The organism is Streptomyces rimosus (assembly GCF_008704655.1).
Lineage (GTDB): Bacteria > Actinomycetota > Actinomycetes > Streptomycetales > Streptomycetaceae > Streptomyces > Streptomyces rimosus.
This window is the reverse complement of the sequence record NZ_CP023688.1, coordinates 197542-214975: the sequence shown is the minus strand read 5'-3', so window position 1 is coordinate 214975 and position 17434 is coordinate 197542. Positions and strand designations below refer to the sequence as shown.

The 17434-nt window shown below is 73.5% G+C and carries 7 protein-coding genes and 1 pseudogene; 3 read left to right on the top strand and 5 right to left on the bottom strand.

Translation table 11 applies throughout. The features are described 5' to 3' along the window. Nucleotides 1–94: 94 nt before the first annotated feature. From CP984_RS00930 to CP984_RS00915, 5 genes and pseudogenes are all read right to left on the bottom strand, one after another. Nucleotides 95–757, bottom strand: a pseudogene (locus tag CP984_RS00930) (phytoene/squalene synthase family protein); the annotation flags it as partial. Between the two features lie 140 nt (nucleotides 758–897). After that, nucleotides 898–2448, bottom strand: a complete 1551-nt coding sequence (gene crtI, locus CP984_RS00925) for a phytoene desaturase family protein (RefSeq protein ID WP_003980253.1) — start codon at nucleotides 2446–2448, stop codon at nucleotides 898–900. Further along, nucleotides 2445–2594 (bottom strand): hypothetical protein, encoded by a 150-nt coding sequence (locus CP984_RS41020; RefSeq protein ID WP_003980254.1) that lies wholly within the window; start codon nucleotides 2592–2594, stop codon nucleotides 2445–2447. Before CP984_RS41020 ends, crtI begins: the two co-directional genes overlap by 4 nt. Then, entirely contained in the window at nucleotides 2591–3763 is a 1173-nt protein-coding gene (locus tag CP984_RS00920; RefSeq protein WP_003980255.1) for a polyprenyl synthetase family protein, read from the bottom strand. The genes CP984_RS41020 and CP984_RS00920 overlap by 4 nt, the downstream gene beginning before the upstream one ends. A 409-nt stretch (nucleotides 3764–4172) precedes the next feature. Beyond that, nucleotides 4173–4394 (bottom strand): helix-turn-helix domain-containing protein, encoded by a 222-nt coding sequence (locus tag CP984_RS00915; RefSeq protein WP_003980256.1) that lies wholly within the window; start codon nucleotides 4392–4394, stop codon nucleotides 4173–4175. 458 nt (nucleotides 4395–4852) lie between these two features. Here CP984_RS00915 and CP984_RS00910 point away from each other — a divergent pair, with 458 nt between their 5' ends. The 3 genes from CP984_RS00910 to CP984_RS00900 are packed head-to-tail and all read left to right on the top strand — an operon-like array spanning nucleotide 4853 to nucleotide 17177. Next, a complete protein-coding gene (locus tag CP984_RS00910) occupies nucleotides 4853–6136 on the top strand; it encodes an MFS transporter (RefSeq protein ID WP_003980257.1) in 1284 nt (427 codons plus the stop codon). After that, nucleotides 6133–9534 carry a type I polyketide synthase gene (locus CP984_RS00905; protein WP_003980258.1) on the top strand — a complete coding sequence of 1134 codons (3402 nt, stop codon included), beginning with the start codon at nucleotides 6133–6135 and terminating at the stop codon, nucleotides 9532–9534. Before CP984_RS00910 ends, CP984_RS00905 begins: the two co-directional genes overlap by 4 nt. 47 nt (nucleotides 9535–9581) lie before the next feature. Beyond that, the gene (locus CP984_RS00900; protein ID WP_050504590.1) at nucleotides 9582–17177 is read left to right on the top strand and encodes a non-ribosomal peptide synthetase; all 7596 of its coding nucleotides are present in this window, start codon (nucleotides 9582–9584) and stop codon (nucleotides 17175–17177) included. Nucleotides 17178–17434: the final 257 nt, after the last annotated feature.

The window sequence follows — 17434 nt, the reverse complement described above, 5'->3', positions numbered from 1 at the left end:
CCAGCCCGTCGAGGGCCACGGTCGCGCGGACCGGGCGGGATACGACGGCGCGGCGGTGCAGCACCGCGTAGCCGTCGGCCTCCACGGCGTCCAGGATGCCGCGGTAGAGGATGAACGCGGTGCGGATGCACGGCCGGGACGCCGGGGCGAGCATGGCGACACCGGGCGCGGCCCGGCGGTAGACGCCGCGGGTGAGGTCGGCGGCGGCCCGCAGCGCGGCGGTGATCCGCGCGTCCTCGGTGCCGGTCAGCCGGCTCCACTGGAGCAGTTCGCGGTCGACGCCGTGCGCGGCCAGCAGGTCGCCGGGCAGGTAGACGCGGCCCCGGTCCAGGTCCTCGCCCACGTCCCGCAGGAAGTTGGTGAGCTGGAAGGCCGCGCCGAGCGCGGCGGCGTGCGGCGCGGCCTCCTCGCGCGGCGTGACCGTGCCGAGGACGGGCAGCATCTGAAGGCCGATCACCTCGGCCGAGCCGTACATGTAGCCGCGCAGGTCCGCGTAGGTCGGATAGTCGGTCACCACCAGGTCGGCGCGCATGGAGGCCATGAAGGCGGTGAAGTACGCCGGGTCGATGCCGTAGGTGGCGCTGGTGTGTGCCAGGGCCCGTACCACCGGCTCGTCGCCGCCGCCCCGCGCGAGCCCGGCGTGCAATTGCGCCTCCAGCGCGTGCAGGGCCGCCGCGCGCTCCTTCGGGGTGGCGTCGTCGTCCACGCTGTCGACGATGTCGTCGGCCCAGCGGGCGAAGCCGTACAGCGCGTGCACGGCGGGCCGCCGGGCGACCGGCAGCAGCCGGGTGGCCAGGAAGTACGTCTTCCCGTGCCGGGCATTGAGCCGGCGGCAGTGGGCGTAGGCGGCGCGCAGTGCGGGCTCGGTGATGCCCGCGGCGTCGAGTTCCCGGGCGGTCACGGTCTTGCCTCCGGCGTACGGGCGGGACGGCGCGCGCCGAGGTCGGTGATCCGGGCGCGCCGCGCGGAGACGCCGCCGGTCACCCGGGCGGCGGCCAGCTTCCCCGAGACCAGCACGGTCGGCACCCCGACACCCGGCGTCGTGCCGCACCCGGCCAGTACGGCGTTCTCGGTGCCCCGTACGAGGTTGCGCGGGCGGAACGGACCGGTCTGCGCGAAGGTGTGCGCGGCCGAGAACGGGGTGCCGGCGCCGTGCCCCTGACGGCTCCAGTCCTCCGGGGTGACCAGGCATTCCGCCTCGGCCGCCGCATCCAGACCGGTGAAGCCGCGCCGTTCGAGTTCGGCGAGCAGCGCGGTGCGGTAGCGGGGGCCGAGGTCGCGCCAGGCGTGCGCGCCGGGCCCGACGTCGGTGTTGGGGCAGGGCGCCAGGACGTAGTGCAGATGGCGGCCCGGCGGAGCCAGCGACGGGTCGGTGGCGGTCGGCCGGGTCAGCAGCAGCGAGGGATCGCTCATCAGGGCCCCGGTCCGGGTGAGCTCGTGGAACGTACGGTGCCAGGCGGCGCCGAACGAGATGGTGTGGTGGCCCGGCTCCGGCCAGGTCGCGGGCGTGCCCGCGTGCAGGACGACGGCCGAGGGGGAGCGGCGCAGCGGCAGCGGGCGGCGCGGCCGGCGCCCGAGCAGCCGGTACGCCTCGGGCAGGTCGGCGGTGAGCACCACCGCGTCGCACGGCAGGCGCCCGGCGTCGGTGACGACGGCGGTGACCCGGCCGCCGGAACGTTCCAGCGCCCGTACCGGATGCCCGTAGCGGAACTCCGCACCCGCCTCGGCCGCCGCGTCCGCCATGGCCCGGGGCAGCGCGTGCATCCCGCCGCGCGGAAAGTACACCCCGGCCACCGTGTCCATGTACGCGATGACGGCGTAAGCGGCGAGGGCACGGGCCGGCGGCACACCCGCGTACAGCGACTGGAACGAGAAGACGCGGCGCACCCGCTCGTCCGTCAGAAACCGGCCGATCCGGGCGTCGAGGCGTCCGAAGCCGCCCAGGGCCGCGAGGCGGGCCAGGTCGGGATGGAGCAGTTGCAGCGGCGAGTCGAAGTTGGCGTCGATGAAGCGCCGCATCTGGACCGCGTACAACCGGCCGAGCCAAGCGCGCAGCCGACGGTACCCCGCGGCTTCCCGGGCCCCCGCGAACCGTTCGATCTCCGCCTCCATGGCCGCCGCGTCGGTGTGCACGTCAAGCGCGCTGCCGTCGGCGAACCGCGCACGGTAGGCCGGGTGGAGCGCAACAAGCTCCAACCGCCCGGCCATCGAGGCGCCCACCGCCGAGAACGCCTCCTCGACCAGGTCCGGCATGGTCAGTACGGTCGGCCCGGTGTCGATCCGGTAGCCGTCGCGCTCCAGGAGGCCGCATCGGCCGCCGGGCCGTGTATCGCGTTCCACGACGGTGACCCGTCGTCCGGCTCCGAGCAGGTGGAGTGCGGCGGACAGTCCGGAGAGGCCGGCGCCGATGACGACGACGTGGTCGGTGGGTCCGGGGAGGGTTTTCATCGCTCGCCTCCGTGGGCCGCCGCGTCGGTGTGGGGCTTGGTCGGTACGGTCGGGCCGGTGTCGATCCGGTAGCCGTCACGTTCCAGGAGGCCGCATCGGCCGCCGGGCCGCGGGACGTGGTCGGTGGACCCGGATACCGTCTTCACCGTTCACCTCCATGGGCAGCCACCGGCGTCCGTGTGCTCGCGCCCGATGTGGCGCGCAGCAGGGCGTGCAGGGAGCGGAGGGCGGACGGGGCGGCGTCGTGCAGGTCCGCCAGATGCGCTGTGCTCCGGTCGGCGAGGAGCGCGATCTTGTCCTCCAGCGCGGCGCGGGCCCCGGTCGAGACCAGCACCTCTCGTACGCGGTCCATGTCGGCGGCCGTGAGGTCAGGGGCGCCCAGCGCCGCGTCGAGGGTGCCGAGCGCCGCGTGGTCACCGGTGGCTTCGGCGCGGGCGCGGGCGACGGCGGTGAGGTAGGTCAGCTTGCCCTCCCGGATGTCGTCTCCCGACGGCTTGCCGGTTTCCGCCGGGTCGCCGAACACTCCCAGCAGGTCGTCGTACAGCTGGAAGGCGAGACCGGCGCAGCGGCCCGCCGCACGCAGGGCGCCGGTGGCCCGGTCGTCCGCGCCTGCCAGGGCGGCGCCCAGCAGCAGCGGCCGTTCGACCGAATAGCGGGCGCTTTTGAGGCGGGCGGTGTGCAGCGCCCGGGCGGGGGAGTGGGACACGGTGGCCTGGGCGTGCAGGTCCAGGTACTGGCCTGCCACCATCTCGGTCCGCATGGTGCGCCACAGGGCGTGGACCGCGGACCGGGCGTGGCCGGGGACGAGGGTGTCCAGGACGGTGTCGTCGGCCCAGGCCAGCGCGAGATCGCCGGCCAGGATCGCCGCGGACCGGCCGAACGCCGCGGCGGACCGGGCGCCGTCACCGGTCCCGGCGCGGCGCCCGTATTGCGTCCGTACCTCGGCGTGCAGCGCCGGGCCGCCCCGGCGCAGCTCGGCCCCGTCCATCACGTCGTCGTGCACGAGCGCGCAGGTCTGGAGGAGTTCGAGCGCGGCGGCCAGCCGCAGCGCCGCCCCGGCCGCTTCACCACCGCCCCCGCAGACCCGCAGCCCCCACCACACGAACCGTCCGCGCAGCCGCTTGCCACCGCCCAGCGTGAAGCGGGCGACGCGTTCGGCGATATCGCGCGCGAACAGGGCGTCGGCCGCCGCGGCGTCCGCGAGCCGCTCGGCGAGCACCCCGTCGAGCGTCTGCTCGACGGCGCCCGTGACATCGGTGTCCACGGCGCGGGCCTCGACCGCGCCGTGCGGGTCCCCTGCCCGGATAGGGCGCATCACACGTCCTCCCGTCGAACCGGTCGGTGGGCGCCGACGCGGTCGGACGGGCCGGGCGCGCCTCCCGCCCCGCCGGCGCCGTTCCCGCAGTTCACCACGGGGTCCCGCGTGCCGCCGGGACGCCACGTCCGGGTCTGGTCCCTTCGGGGGACGCCGGTACGGGCAGGCCGGGCCTGCGGTACCGGTGCTGCGCAACACGTGGCCAACAGGCGCCCCTTCGGTCGGGTTCGGCGTCCGGCGGCGGGTACCCACCGCCGCCGGGGGAAACCCGCTGCCACCGACCGTTCGCGGACACGGGGCACGGGGGAAGGCGGTGACCCGTCACGTGTGAGGTTGTCCGGATATCGGCCATTGGTGGGACGGAATCCGGCCAACATCGCGTGTCGGAATGCCGTCCGGCCGCGAACCGTCAGCCGCGGTGCTGCGCCAGGCCCAGCCGTACGAGGTGGGCGAGCGTCGGCGCCGGGTGCTTGGCCCGTATACGGCGCAGATACGTGCTGACCGTGTGGACGCTGATACCCAGCCGCCTGGCCGTCTGGTCGTACGTCAGACCGTCGGCGATGTACGACAGCACCTCCCGCTCCCGCGGGGACAGCACCGGTGACATGGTGTGCGCACTGTGATCCGACATCTCTTCTCCAAGGGGGTGACGGAGGAGCAGGGAAGGTCCGGCGGCCCGCGGACGTCAGGACGGTCGGTCCGGCGGCGCGGGCGGGGCGGGACGAGGCCGTGGTACGGCCGCCGCCCGGTGGGGCCCGTACGGGCTCATCGGCTCGTCGCCAGGGGGAACGGCCCGTGCGGGACCGGCCATGGTGCACCCTCCCGCGCGTTGCGGAGCGGAACTGCCGACGGTGTCGCGCGAGGATGGCACACCCCCCGTGACATGCGGATTGATCTAACCACGGACGCGGCAAAACGCAAGGAGTCCGGCGGCCCGTCCGGCCGGCCCCTACACGCCGGGTAAAGCGCGGGTCAAGTCACCGGATGATGCGTCTCCAGGCGCCCCGCGAACCGGGCGACCGTATTGACGCCTCCGCCGTCGGCGCGGGGGCCGCAGGACGGCACCGGGCGTTAAGGGGGACATCCAGAGTGGGGCACTTCCGGCTGCTCGTCGTCGGCAACGCCATCTCCGCGTACGGCAGTTATCTGAACATGGTGGCGCTGAACGTCTTCGTCTACCAGGTGACGGGCAGCGCGCTGACCGCCGGTCTGTTCATGGCCGTACGCCTGATCACCAGCGTCCTGTCCGGGTTCGTCAGCGGCCGCCTGGTGTCGCGCTACGACCGCAAGCGGTTGATGGTGTGCGCGGACGTGACCCAGGCCGCCGCCCTGGTGGTGCTGCTGCTCGCACCCGACGGCGCCCGCGTCGCGCTGCTCTTCGCGCTGGCCGTGGGAACCGGCGCCTGCTCGACGCTCTCCCAGGTGGCGCTGCGCAGCAGCGTCCCGGAGATCGTCGGCGCCGATCTGCGGACCCGGGCCAACGGCCTGCTGGTGACCGGCCGGTCGCTGGCCATGATCGCCGGCTTCGCGTCGGCCGGCGTGGTCGTCGCGGAGTTCGGCTACACCGCCGCCTTCGCGCTGGACGCCGGCACCTTCGCGGTCTCCGCGACGATCCTGTTCCTGCTGCCCATCCGTACCCGGGCCGCCGCCGGGCACGACGCGGCCGGGAGCACGGCGGCGGACGCCGCGGGCACCGGCCGCTGGGCTTCCCTCGCGCTCCTGAAAGCGGCACCCCTGCTGGCCGTGATGGTGGCGGTCCGCGCCGCCGACGGCCTCGGCTCCTCGTCGCACAACGTCGCGCTGCCCATCTACTCCAGCGCTCTGGACCCGTCGCATCCGGCCACCTTCGTCAGCCAGTTCTGGGCGACCTGGGCGATCGGCAACATCGTCGCGCAGCAGGTCTGCTCCCGCCGCACCCGCAAGACCGGGTGGTCGCCGGGGGAGCGCGCCTTCGCCCTCGGTTCCTGTGTGATGTCGGCGGCGTTCATCGTGGTCTTCAGCGGCCTGCCGGCCGTCCCCGCCGCGGTCGCCGCGCTCGTCGCCGGCATGGCCGACGGCTTCACGGAGATCGCGTATGTCTCCCGGCTCCAGGCCGCCCCCGACGAGCAGCGCGGCCGCCTCTTCGGCCTGTCCGCCTCGGCCGAGAACAGCGGCTTCGGCCTGGGCATGATCGTCAGCGCCGCGCTGCTGGAGCGCTACTCGCCGCTCCAGGTGGTCGGCGCGTTCCAGGGCCTGGCCATCGTGCTGTGCGTCGCCCTGCTCGTGGTGCTGTCCCGGGGACGCGCGCTGTTCCCGAAGGACCCACCGGCCCGGGAGAGCGGCGGCCCGGCGCCCGGCCGGGAAGTGACCGCCGCGGAGGGCGGCACCTCATGAACGCACCGGCCGACGCGCGCGTCGCGGTCATCGGCATGGCCTTCCGCTTCCCGGGGGCCGACACCCCCGAGGAGTTCTGGCGGGCCGTCCGCATCGGGCGGGACTGCGTACGGCGGTTCACCGAAGCGGAACTGGAAGCCGCCGGCGTACCCGCCGAGAAGTACCGGGCGGACGACTTCGTCGGCGCCAGCGGCATCCTGCACGACATCGCCGGGTTCGACGCCCCGTTCTTCGGCATGAGCGTACGGGAGGCACGGCTCACCGACCCGCAGCACCGGATGTTCCTGGAGTGCGCCTACCACGCCCTGGAGGACTCCGGCTATCCGCGAGAACGCGACGGGCTGCGCACCGGTGTCTTCGCCACCACCGGATACCACCTGTACACGATGGAGAACTACCTCCTGAACAACGTCCTGAAGAGCCCCATCGGCGACGACTGGCTCTCCCGGATGCAGGTCATGGTCGGCAACTACACCGACTTCACCGCCACCCGCGTGTCCTTCCGCCTCGACCTCACCGGCCCCGCCGTCAGCGTCCAGACCGGCTGCTCCAGCTCGCTGGTGGCCCTCCAGACGGCCGCGCAGTCGGTGGTCACCGGCGACAGCGACATCGCGCTGGCGGGCGCCACGGCCGTCCACGTACCGCAGGTGCTGGGCTACGAGTACGTCAAGGGCTCCATCCTCTCCAAGAGCGGCCGCCTGCGCGCCTTCGACGCCGGGGCGGACGGCACGGTGGGCGGCACCGGTGTCGCCGCCGTCGTCCTCAAACGCCTGGACCGGGCGGTCGCCGACGGCGACACGATCCACGGCGTCATCCGCGGCTGGGGCGTCACCAACGACGGCGCGTCCAAACAGGCGTACACCGCGCCGAGCGCGGCGGGCCAGCGCGCCGCGATCCGCCGTGCGCTGGAGCACGCGGGCATCGGCGCGGACACCGTCGGCTACCTCGAAACCCACGGCACGGGCACGCTCAAGGGCGACCCGATCGAATTCGAGGGCGCCGTTTCCGCGTACCGCGCCGACACCGACCGCACCGGCTACTGCGCCCTCGGCTCGATCAAGGCCAACATCGGCCACCTCGACGTGGCCTCGGGACTGGCGAGCTTCATCAAGACGCTGCTCGTCCTCAAACACGGCGTCATCCCGCCGATGGCCAACTTCAGCGAGCCGAACCCCGCGCTCGACCTCGACAACAGCCCCTTCTACATCCCCGAGACCGCCCGCCCCTGGCCGCAGGGCGACACACCCCGCCGGGCGGGCGTCACGTCGCTGGGCGTCGGCGGCACCAACGTCCACGTCATCGTGGAACAGGCCCCCGAGCCCGCGCCCCGCTCCGCCACAGTGGCCCCTCCGGGCATTGTCGTCCTGTCCGGCCAGTCGGAGGCCGCCCGTACGGCCAATGCAGAGGCTCTGCGCGACCACTTGACGCGCCACCCTGACATGAACCTCGCCGATCTGGTGACCACCGCTGCGGGACGCATCCACCACCGGCACCGCCTGGCGGTCCGCGGCACGGACCCGGCGAGCCTCGCCGCGGCCCTGGACAGCTGGCTCGCGGGCACCGGCGCCCCGGCCGGGCCCGCCGCCGTAACGACCGGCGAAGCCCCTCGGGAAGCGCGCGCGGGCATCGCCTTCCAATTCACCGGCCAGGGCAGCCCGTACCCCGGCATGGCACAGCCGCTGTACGAGCGCTTCACCGTCGTACGCGACCTGCTCAACACCTGCGAGCGCCACCACCAGCGGTTATACGGCAGCTCCCTGCTCGACGTGCTCCTCGACCCCATCGCCGACCGCGCCACCACCGAAAACACCCGCATCGCCCAACCGGCCCTCTTCGCCCTGCAATACGCGCTCACCGGACTCTGGCGCCAGGCGGGCATCGTGCCGGACGCCGTCGCCGGACACAGCGTCGGCGAGTACGCGGCCCTCTGCGCGGCGGGTGCCCTGTCCGTCGAGGACGGCCTGCGGCTCACCGCGGAGCGCGGCCGGCTGATGCAGGAGCACTGTGCTCCCGGCGCAATGGCCGCGGTGTCCGCGGACCTGCGGACCGCCGAAAACCTGGCCGCAGAGATCGCCGGCCTCGAACTCGCGGTCGTCAACGGAGAACAGCGGCACGTGCTCGCCGGACCCGTCACGGCCGTGGACCGGCTGTCGGCCCTCCTGGAGGAGCGCGGCATCCCCGGACAGCGGCTGCCGGTGACGCGCGCCTTCCACACCGCGCTGATGGACCCGGTCCTGGACAAGTTCCGGGAACTGCTCGACGGCGTCGCCTTCCGGCCCGTCACGACCGGCTTCGTCAGCGGCCTCGACGGGCGCCTGCACGAGCCCGGCTGGGTACCGGACGCCGACTACTTCGTACGGCAGACACGCGAGCCGGTGCGGTACGACGCGGTGCTGCGCACGCTCGGCGACACCGGCCCCGCGGCACTGGTCGAACTCGGCCCCCACACCACGCTCAGCGGCCTCGCCCGTACCGCCCTGCCCACCGTACGGGCGGTGCCGACGCTGCGCCGCGGCGCCGGGACCGGCCCCTTCTGGGACGCGGTGGCGCGACTGCACTGCACGGGCGCGGACCTGGCCTGGCCGGTCCTGCTGGCCGGAACCGGCGGCCGCAGAACCGCACTGCCCGGCTACCGCTTCCAGCACACCGACCACTGGACGGGACCCCGGCCCACCGTCGTCCCGGCCGGTCAACAACCCCTGCGAGAACCATCGAGAGAAGAGGAAGACGTGGCACAGGACGAGGCAGTGTTCGGGCGGGTGCTCGCGCACGTCATCGAGTTGGTGGCCAAGCACCTCGGGCACGACGCGGCCGCGGTCACCGGGGACACCTCCTTCTTCGACCTCGGTGCGGACTCCCTGCAAATGATCAGCGTGCTGCGCGAGCTGGAGCAGGAACACCGGGTCAAGGTCGCGATGCGGGAACTGTTCGAGGAGGCGAGCACTCCGGGGCAGCTGACGGAGCTGATCGTGGGGCGGATGGTGGGGGGAGCGGGTGGTTCGGGGATGCCGGGCGGTTCGGGTGCTTCCGGTGCTTGGGCCGGATCGGGTGAGGCCGTTGCCGAGGAGCCCGTACGCCACGAGCCGCCGGTCGCCGAGGAGCCCGTACGGTACGAACCGCCCATCACCGAGGAGCCCGTACGCCACGAACCGCCTGTCGCCGCGGCGCCCGCCGAGCCCGTACGCGCCCAGGAGTCCGCGCCCGCCGTGCCGCCAGGCCCGGAACACCCGGTCACACGCGCCGAGCTGACCGACCTCGTCCGCCAGGTGCAGCAGCTCTCCCAGATCCAGCTCCAGATGATGTCCCAGATCCACCAGCTCTCCCAGCTGCTGACCGCGCAGGCGACCAGCGCCCTGACCGGCGGCGCCGTGTCCAACGGAAAGGCGGGCGGGCAGTGACCGGCCTGAGCGCCGCGACCGCGGCGGTGGACCAGGACCTGGCCGCCATGGCCGACCTCTCCCGGCAGATCGCGCAGCGGATCGAGGCGGCGGCCGGGACCGCCAACACGGAGCAGCCGGCGGCGCGGGAGGAACCGGCCGCCGAGCAGCGGCAGCGCGTACACGGCCCCCGGGTGACCGTCGCCCGGGCCTCCGGCATGGTGGGCGGCTCCGCCTCCGAGGCCCAGCAGGCCCACCTCGACGACCTGGTACGCCGCTACACGGCCAAGACCGCCACCTCCAAGGAGATCGCCCAGCGCTACCGCCGGGTGCTGGCGGACAGCCGCGCCGTCGTCGGCTTCCGCAGCAAGACCAAGGAGATGCTGTACCCGATCGCCGGCCGCCGGGCCCGCGGCTCCTGGCTGGAGGACGTCGACGGCAACCGCTATGTCGACATCACCATGGGCTTCGGCGTCCTCCTCTTCGGCCACGAGCCCGAGTTCGTGAGCGAGGCGGTCCGCGAGCACCTGTCCCGCGGCATCCAGCTCGGCCCGCGCAACGTCGAGACCGGCGAGGCCGCCGAACTGCTGGCGGAGCTGACCGGCATGCAGCGGGTGGCGTTCGCCAACTCCGGTACGGAGGCGAACTCCGCCGCGATCCGGCTCGCCCGCGCCGCCACCGGCCGCAGCCGTATCGTCACCTTCCACGGCGCCTACCACGGCCACGCCGACAACGTCCTGGGCCGCTCCACCGGCACCGGCGCCGACCGCACCACCGTCCCGGTCTCCACCGGCATCCCGCACAACAGCGTCGCCGACCTGCTGGTGCTCGACTACGGCAGCCCCGCGAGCCTGGAGGCCATCGCCGCGCACGCGGACGACATCGCCGCGGTCATCATCGAACCCGTACAGAGCCGGCACCCGTCGCTGCAGCCCGTCGAATTCGTACGGCAGCTGCGCGAGCTGACCCGCCGCCACGGCATCGTGCTCATGTTTGACGAGATGCTGACGGGTTTCCGCCCGGCGCCGCGCGGCGCCCAGGAACTGTACGGCGTCACCCCCGACCTCGCGACCTACGGCAAGCTGCTCGGCGGCGGCTTCCCGATCGGCGCCATCGCGGGCCGCGCCGACATCATGGACGGGGTGGACGGCGGCTTCTGGCAGTACGGGGACGCCAGCTACCCGCCCGCCGACACCACGTTCTTCGGCGGTACGTACATCCAGCACCCGGTGTCGATGGTCGCCGCCCGCGCGGTGCTGACCCACCTCAAGGAGCACAGCCCCCGGCTCCAGGAGCGGCTGAACGCCCGCACCGGCGAACTCGCGGGCTCGCTGAACCGCTTCCTGGAGGACGAGGAATTCCCGCTGCGGGTGAGCCACTTCGGCTCCCAGTTCCGCTTCGAGCACCGCGCGGACATGGAGCTGCTGTACCACCACCTCATGCTGCGCGGGGTGCACGTGTGGGAATGGCGCAACTTCTTCCTGTCGACCGCCCACTCCGACGGCGACATCGAATGCATCGCCGACGCGGTGCGCGGCTCGCTGCGGGAACTGCGCGGGGCGGGCTTCTTCCCCGGCGGGCCGAAGCCGGTGCCGGTTGCTCCGAAGCCGGTTCAGGCCGCTCCGAAGCAGATCACCGCTCCCGCTCCGGCGCCCCGGCCCGAGAAGCGCGTGGTGGACGCGGCCCCCGGCGTGGCCTGGAACGCGGCCGCCGCCCGTAAGGCCGCCGTCCCCTCCGTACCCGCCCGCCGCGCCCCCGACTTCAGCATCTATTTCTTCGGCGACTACCCGCAGGACGATGCCGGGCCGGCCACCGGCCAGGGCAAGTACGACCACATCCTGGAGACCGCCCGCTTCGCCGACCAGCACGGATTCCACGCGCTCTGGATGCCGGAACGGCACTTCCACTCCTTCGGCGGGCTGTTCCCCAACCCCGTCGTGCTCGTCGCCGCCCTCGCCCGCGAGACCCGGCGCATCCGCCTCAACGCGGGCTCCGTCGTACTGCCCCTGCACGACCCGGTCCGGGTCGCGGAGGAGTGGTCCATGGCCGACAACCTCTCCGGCGGCCGCGTCGGCATCGGCTGCGCCGGCGGCTGGCACGCCAACGACTTCGTCTTCTTCCCCGAGCGCTTCGGGCGGCACAAGGAGATGATGTACGACCAGGTGGCGCAGGTCCGCCGGCTCTGGCGCGGCGAGGCCGTGCGGCGCGCCGGCGGCGACGGCGAGACCGAGGTCCGCCTGTTCCCGCGCCCGGTCCAGGACGCTCCGCCCATGTACACGGCGGTCGTCGGCAATCCCGACTCGTACGCGGCAGCCGCCCGGCACGACGTCGGCGTGGTCACCAACCTGATGACCCAGAGCGTCGAGCAGCTCGCCGAGAACATCGCCCTGTACCGCCGCACCCGCGCCGAACACGGCCTCGACCCGGACGCCGGACGGGTGGCCGTCCTGCTGCACACCTACCTCGCCGCCGACCACCGCACCGCGCGCACCGAGGCGTACGAGCCGCTGGCGCGCTACATGCGCGCCTCGCTCTCCCTGTTCGGCAACGTCGCCAACAGCCTCGGCCACAACGTCGACCTGGCCGCGCTCAGCGAGGACGACCTCGACGTGCTCTTCCACCGCGCCTACGAACGCTACTGCGACCAGCGGGCGCTCATCGGCACGGCCGACACCGTCGCCCCGGTGGTGGACGCGGTCGGCGCGGCGGGCGCCGACGAGATCGTCTCGCTGGTCGACTTCGGCGTGGCCCCCGACGCGCTGCGCACCGGCCTCACCCACATCGACACGCTGCGCCGCCGGTACCACGAGCCGCGCGCGGACGTCCGTACGACGCCCCGGCCGTCCGCCCGCCGGACCGCGCCGCCCGTCCGTACGACGGTCGAGGCACCGGTCGCTCCCGTGGGTACGACGATCGAGGAGCCCGTACACGAAAGCGCCGCCCCGCTCTCGCCCGGACAGCAGCGCATCTGGTTCCTCGAACGGATGCTGCCGGGCCGCACCGCCTACAACGAGACCAAGGCCATCCGCCTCGACGGCCCGCTCGATGTCCCCGCGCTGCGCACCGCGCTGCGCGGGCTGGTGGCGCGGCACGAGGGACTGCGGACCGTCTTCCGCGAGATCGACGACGAGCCCTGCCAGCTCGTCCGGCCGCCGTCCGCACCGGACTTCGCGGTGCTCGACCGTACGGACGCGGGCCCGGCCGGTGAGGACGCCGCGATCCGTGCCGTCCTGGAGGCGGAGAGCGCCCGGCGCTTCGACCTCGTGGACGGGCCGCTGTTCGTCACCCGGCTGATCAAGCTGGGCGAGGAGCGGCACGTCCTGGTCTTCTCCCTGCACCACATCGTCGTGGACGCGGCCTCCGCCTCCGTCCTCGCCCGCGACCTGTCCGCCCTCTACCGGGCCGCGCACGACGGCTCCGACCCGGGCCTCCCCGCGCTCACCAGCACGTACGCGGACCACGCCCGCGCCCAGCTGAGCACGTCGGCCGACTCCCGCGGCGCCGCCGCCCTGAAGTACTGGCTCGGTACGCTGGGCGGCGAACTGCCGGTCCTGGAACTGCCCTGCGACCGCCCGCGCCCCGCGGCCATGACGTCCAACGGCCGCGCCGTCTTCCACCGGCTGGACCCCGAACTGTCCGCCCGGCTGCGGGACCTGAGCAGGCAGCGGCGCGGCACCCTCTTCATGACACTGCTCGCCGGCTTCATCGCGATGCTCCACCGGGTCACCGGACAGCGGGACATCGTCGTCGGCACCCCGATATCGGACCGCCCGCAGGGCACTGAGGACCTGCTCGGATTCTTCGTCAACACCCTCGCGCTCCGCTTCGACCTGTCCGGCGACCCGGACTTCGGCGCGTTCCTCGACCGGGTGCGGGGCGTCGCCCTGGACGCGTACGACCACGCGGACGTGCCCTTCGAGACGGTGGTGCGGGAGCTGGCCCCGGCGCGTACCACCGACCGCACGCCGGTCTTCCAGGTGCTCGCCGAGTTCGAGAGCAGCGATCCGTTCCGCTTCGACCTGCCCGGCGTCCGGGCCACCGTGATCGACGCGGGGCCGGACAAGGCCCTCACCGACCTCGCCGTGTACTTCACGGACCAGCCCGAAGGCATCCGCTGCCACCTGGAGTACAACACCGACCTCTTCGACGCGGACACCGTGGACGGCTTCTTCGATACCTTCCGCGATCTGCTGGAAGCCGCCGTACGGGACCCCAGGACGCCGCTGTCCCGCCTCGGCGTCAGGGAGACGCGGCGGGCCGAGAGCCCCGCCGTGACGACCGCGCCCACCGTCGAGCCGGTGCCCGCCGAATGGCAGCAGGGTCCGGCCCGCCCGGTGGCCCGCGCCACCGTCCACGAGCTCATCGCCCGGCGCGCCGCGGACGCCCCGTACCGCACCGCCGTCCGCTGCGGCGATGACCTCCTCAGCTACCGCGACCTGGACACCCGCGCCGAACGGCTGGCCACGGCCATCAGGGAACGCCGCGCCCCCGCACCGGCGGGCAGCGGTACGGACGAGGTGGTGGCCCTGTGGCTGCCCCGCTCCGCCGACCTCGTCGTGGCCATGCTCGCGGTACTGAAGTCCGGCCGGGCGTACGTGCCGCTGGACCCGTCACTGGGCCGGGCCCGCGCCGCCACGGTGATCGCGGAATGCGGAGCCCGCATCCTGCTGAGCACCGGAGCCGAGGCCGACGCACTCGATCTGCCCGCCGGGGTGACCGTCATCGACGTCACCGACCGCCCCGGCCCTGGCCGGACTGCCGACCGGGCCGCCGATGGCACTGCTACCGCCGGTCCCGAGTCCCTCTGCTACGTCATCTACACCTCCGGCAGCACGGGCACGCCCAAGGGCGTCGCGGTACCGCACCGCAGCGTCGTCGACCTCTGCCAGTGGCACCACAAGCGCTTCGCCTTCACCTCGGCCGACCGCAGCGCGCTGGTGTGCAGCCAGAGTTTCGACGCGTCGGTCCTGGAAATCTGGCCCGCGCTGACCGCGGGGGCCTCGGTCGTCATCGCCGATGACACGGTCCGCACGGACCCGCTCACGCTGGCCCGCTGGTACGCGCGGGAGCGGGTGACCTTCTCGATCCTGCCCACGGCCCTCGGGGAGGCCCTGCTCTCCCTGCCGCCCGCCGAACAGCCGCCGCTGCGCCACCTGCTGCTGGGCGGTGACGTGCTGCGCACCCGGCCGCATCCGGACGTGGCGTACGAAACGGTCAACGTGTACGGGCCGACCGAGACCACCGTGCTCTGCACCACCGAGACCGTCGGCCCGCGGACGCCGGAGACCGGCACCGCCGCCATCCCGATCGGCCGCCCGGCCGACAACGTACGCCTGCGGGTTCTCGACGCGTCGGGCGCGCCGGTGCCGCAGGGCGCGGTGGGGGAGCTGTACGTCGGCGGGCCGGGCGTGGCGCGCGGCTATCTGGGCGCGCCCGAACTGACGGAGGAACGGTTCGGCGCGGATCCTTGTGGCAGCAGGGGCATGGGCGCGGGCGGCGGCGGACCGGCCGACACCGTGTACTACCGCACCGGTGACCTCGTGTGCTGGACCGAGGACGGCGCGCTGGAGTTCCGCGGGCGTCTCGACGACCAGGTGAAGATCCGCGGATACCGGGTCGAGCCGGAGGAGACCGCCCGCGCGCTCAACGCCCTGGACGGCGTGCGCGAGGCCGCCGTACTGGCACGCCGCACCAGCCGTGGCGAGGCGTACCTCGCGGCCTACGCCGTACCGGCCGAGCGGATCGCCGAGGACACCACCACCGCGGCCGGCCGCCAGGCGTACGCCGACCGGCTGGCCCGCGACCTCGCCTCCCGGCTGCCGGACTACCTCGTACCGCGGTCCTGGGCCGTGCTCGGCGCGCTGCCGCTCGCGGGCAACGGGAAGCTGGAGCGTGCGGCGCTGCCGGATCCTGAGATCGTTACGGGGGCGCGGCCGTCGGCCGTGCGGGCGGCGGTCGAGCGGTCCGGGGGCGAGCGGTTCGGTACCACCCGACCTGCGGCTGGTACCGGTGCGGGTACCGGCCTCCGCACCCGGTTGGAGGGCCGTCTCCGGGCCCTCTGGGCCGAGGAGTTCGACCTCACGGCCGACGCCATCGGCCCGGAGACGTCCTTCTTCGACCTGGGCGGCCACTCGATCGCCGCGATCCGGCTGGTCAACCGGGCCCGGGAGGTGTTCGGCCAGGAGTACCCGATGGTGCGCTTCTATCAGGAGCCGACCGTACGGGCCATGGCGGCCTACCTGGCCGGGGAGTCCACGGACGCCGGGGAGGCCGCGGCCGACGGGGACACCGCAGACAGCGGGGAGCCTGGGGAACCGGCCCGCGCCGCGGACACCGCCGCCGAAGTGGTCGGCCGGGCCCCGGCCACCTTCCAGCAGCGGAACTTCATCGAGCAGCACCACCGTCACGCGCTGCCGCAGGTCTTCAACGTCGCCCTGCGCATCACCCTGACCGGTGACCTGGACATACCGGCGCTGCGTACCGCCCTCACCCAGCTCTGCGCCCGCCACGAGTCGCTGCGCACGCGGTTCGTGAAGGACGGCGAGGAGTGGTGGCAGGAGATCCTCCGGCCGCGACCGGTCGACCTTACGGTCGAGGATCTGACCGGCCCGGGCGACACTGCGGACGGGTCCGTGGCGGAAGCCGACGAGGCCGAGGTCAAGCGGATCAGTGCGGAGGTCGCCGAGACCCGCTTCGACCTCGCCGAAGGCGTGGCGCCCAAGCTCCGCCTGCTGCGCACCGGCCCGTCGACCTGGGTGCTGCTCTTCCTCCTGCACCACTCCACCTGCGACGGCTGGGCCGTCAGTATCCTGCTCAGCGATTTCGCGGCCCTCTACGGAGCCGCGGTGACCGGCGAGCCCCACACCCTGGCCAGTACGGTGCCGCAGCCGACCGAGTACGCGCGCTGGCAGCGGGAGACCATCGGGGACAAGGCCGACCAGCGCGTCCTGAAGTACTGGGCCCGCGAACTGGAAGGGGCGTCCTTCCCGCACGGCCTGCCCCTGGACCGGCCGCGCCCGGAAACCCTGAGCGGACAGGGGCGCGTCGTCTTGTTCCACGTGGGCGCCGACGTACGCGCCGACGTGGAACGGCTGGCCAGGAAGTGCGGCACGACCCCGTACGCGGTCACCATCGCGGCTCTGGGGCGGCTGGCAGGCAAGCTGTCCGGCAAGCCGGAAACGGTCGTCTTCGTGTCCTACGCCAACCGTGAACGCCGTGCCTTCGAGTCGCTGATGGCCTGCACGGTCGCGGGCTTCCCGCTGCGCGTACGGACCGCCGCCGAGGAGACCTTCACCGGTCTGGTCCGCCGGGTCACCCTCGCCACCACCGAGGCCATCGACCATGTCATGCCGCTGCGGAGGCTGGCCAAGGCGCTGCGCGAGGACCTGGGGGTCGAGATACCGGACCGGGTGCCGCTCGGGTTCCAGTACCAGAACTCCCTGGAGACCGACATCGAACTGCCCGGCGTGACCGCCGCCGTCGAGGACCTGGCCGTCCCGGCCTCCCGGTCGGAGTTCAACCTCGGTCTCGTCCCGGCGGGCGACGCGCTGGCCGGATACGTCGAGTACTCGACCGACCTGTGGGACCACGCCACAATCGAGGGCTGGGCCGCCGACTATGTGTCCCTGCTGGCCGAGGAGGTACGGGCCGCCCTGGCCGAGTGAGCCGAGTGCCCCCGCCCGCGACGGGACGGTGCCGATCCGACGGGACGGTGCCGTCCCGTCGTACCGGTACCGTCCCCGCGTACCGGTGTGTGCCGCCCCGCTTACGCCGGTGGGAGCCATGGTCGGCACCGGGCTGGACGTTCCGCCGCGGCTCGGCAATAGTATGGGCGGGACATCCACCGAATCGTCCCCGCCCTCGGCGATTACCTCTGCCGGTGCGCCCGGCGGGAACGGCACCGCCCGGACGGCGGCGGGTG

Bases quoted from the DNA above. Each gene is read 5' to 3' on its own strand.
- crtI (WP_003980253.1), bottom strand. From the start codon at position 2,448: ATGAAAACCCTCCCCGGACCCACCGACCACGTCGTCGTCATCGGCGCC.
- CP984_RS00900 (WP_050504590.1), top strand. From the start codon at position 9,582: ATGGCCGACCTCTCCCGGCAGATCGCGCAGCGGATCGAGGCGGCGGCC.
- CP984_RS00915 (WP_003980256.1), bottom strand. From the start codon at position 4,394: ATGTCGGATCACAGTGCGCACACCATGTCACCGGTGCTGTCCCCGCGG.
- CP984_RS00920 (WP_003980255.1), bottom strand. From the start codon at position 3,763: ATGCGCCCTATCCGGGCAGGGGACCCGCACGGCGCGGTCGAGGCCCGC.
- CP984_RS00905 (WP_003980258.1), top strand. From the start codon at position 6,133: ATGAACGCACCGGCCGACGCGCGCGTCGCGGTCATCGGCATGGCCTTC.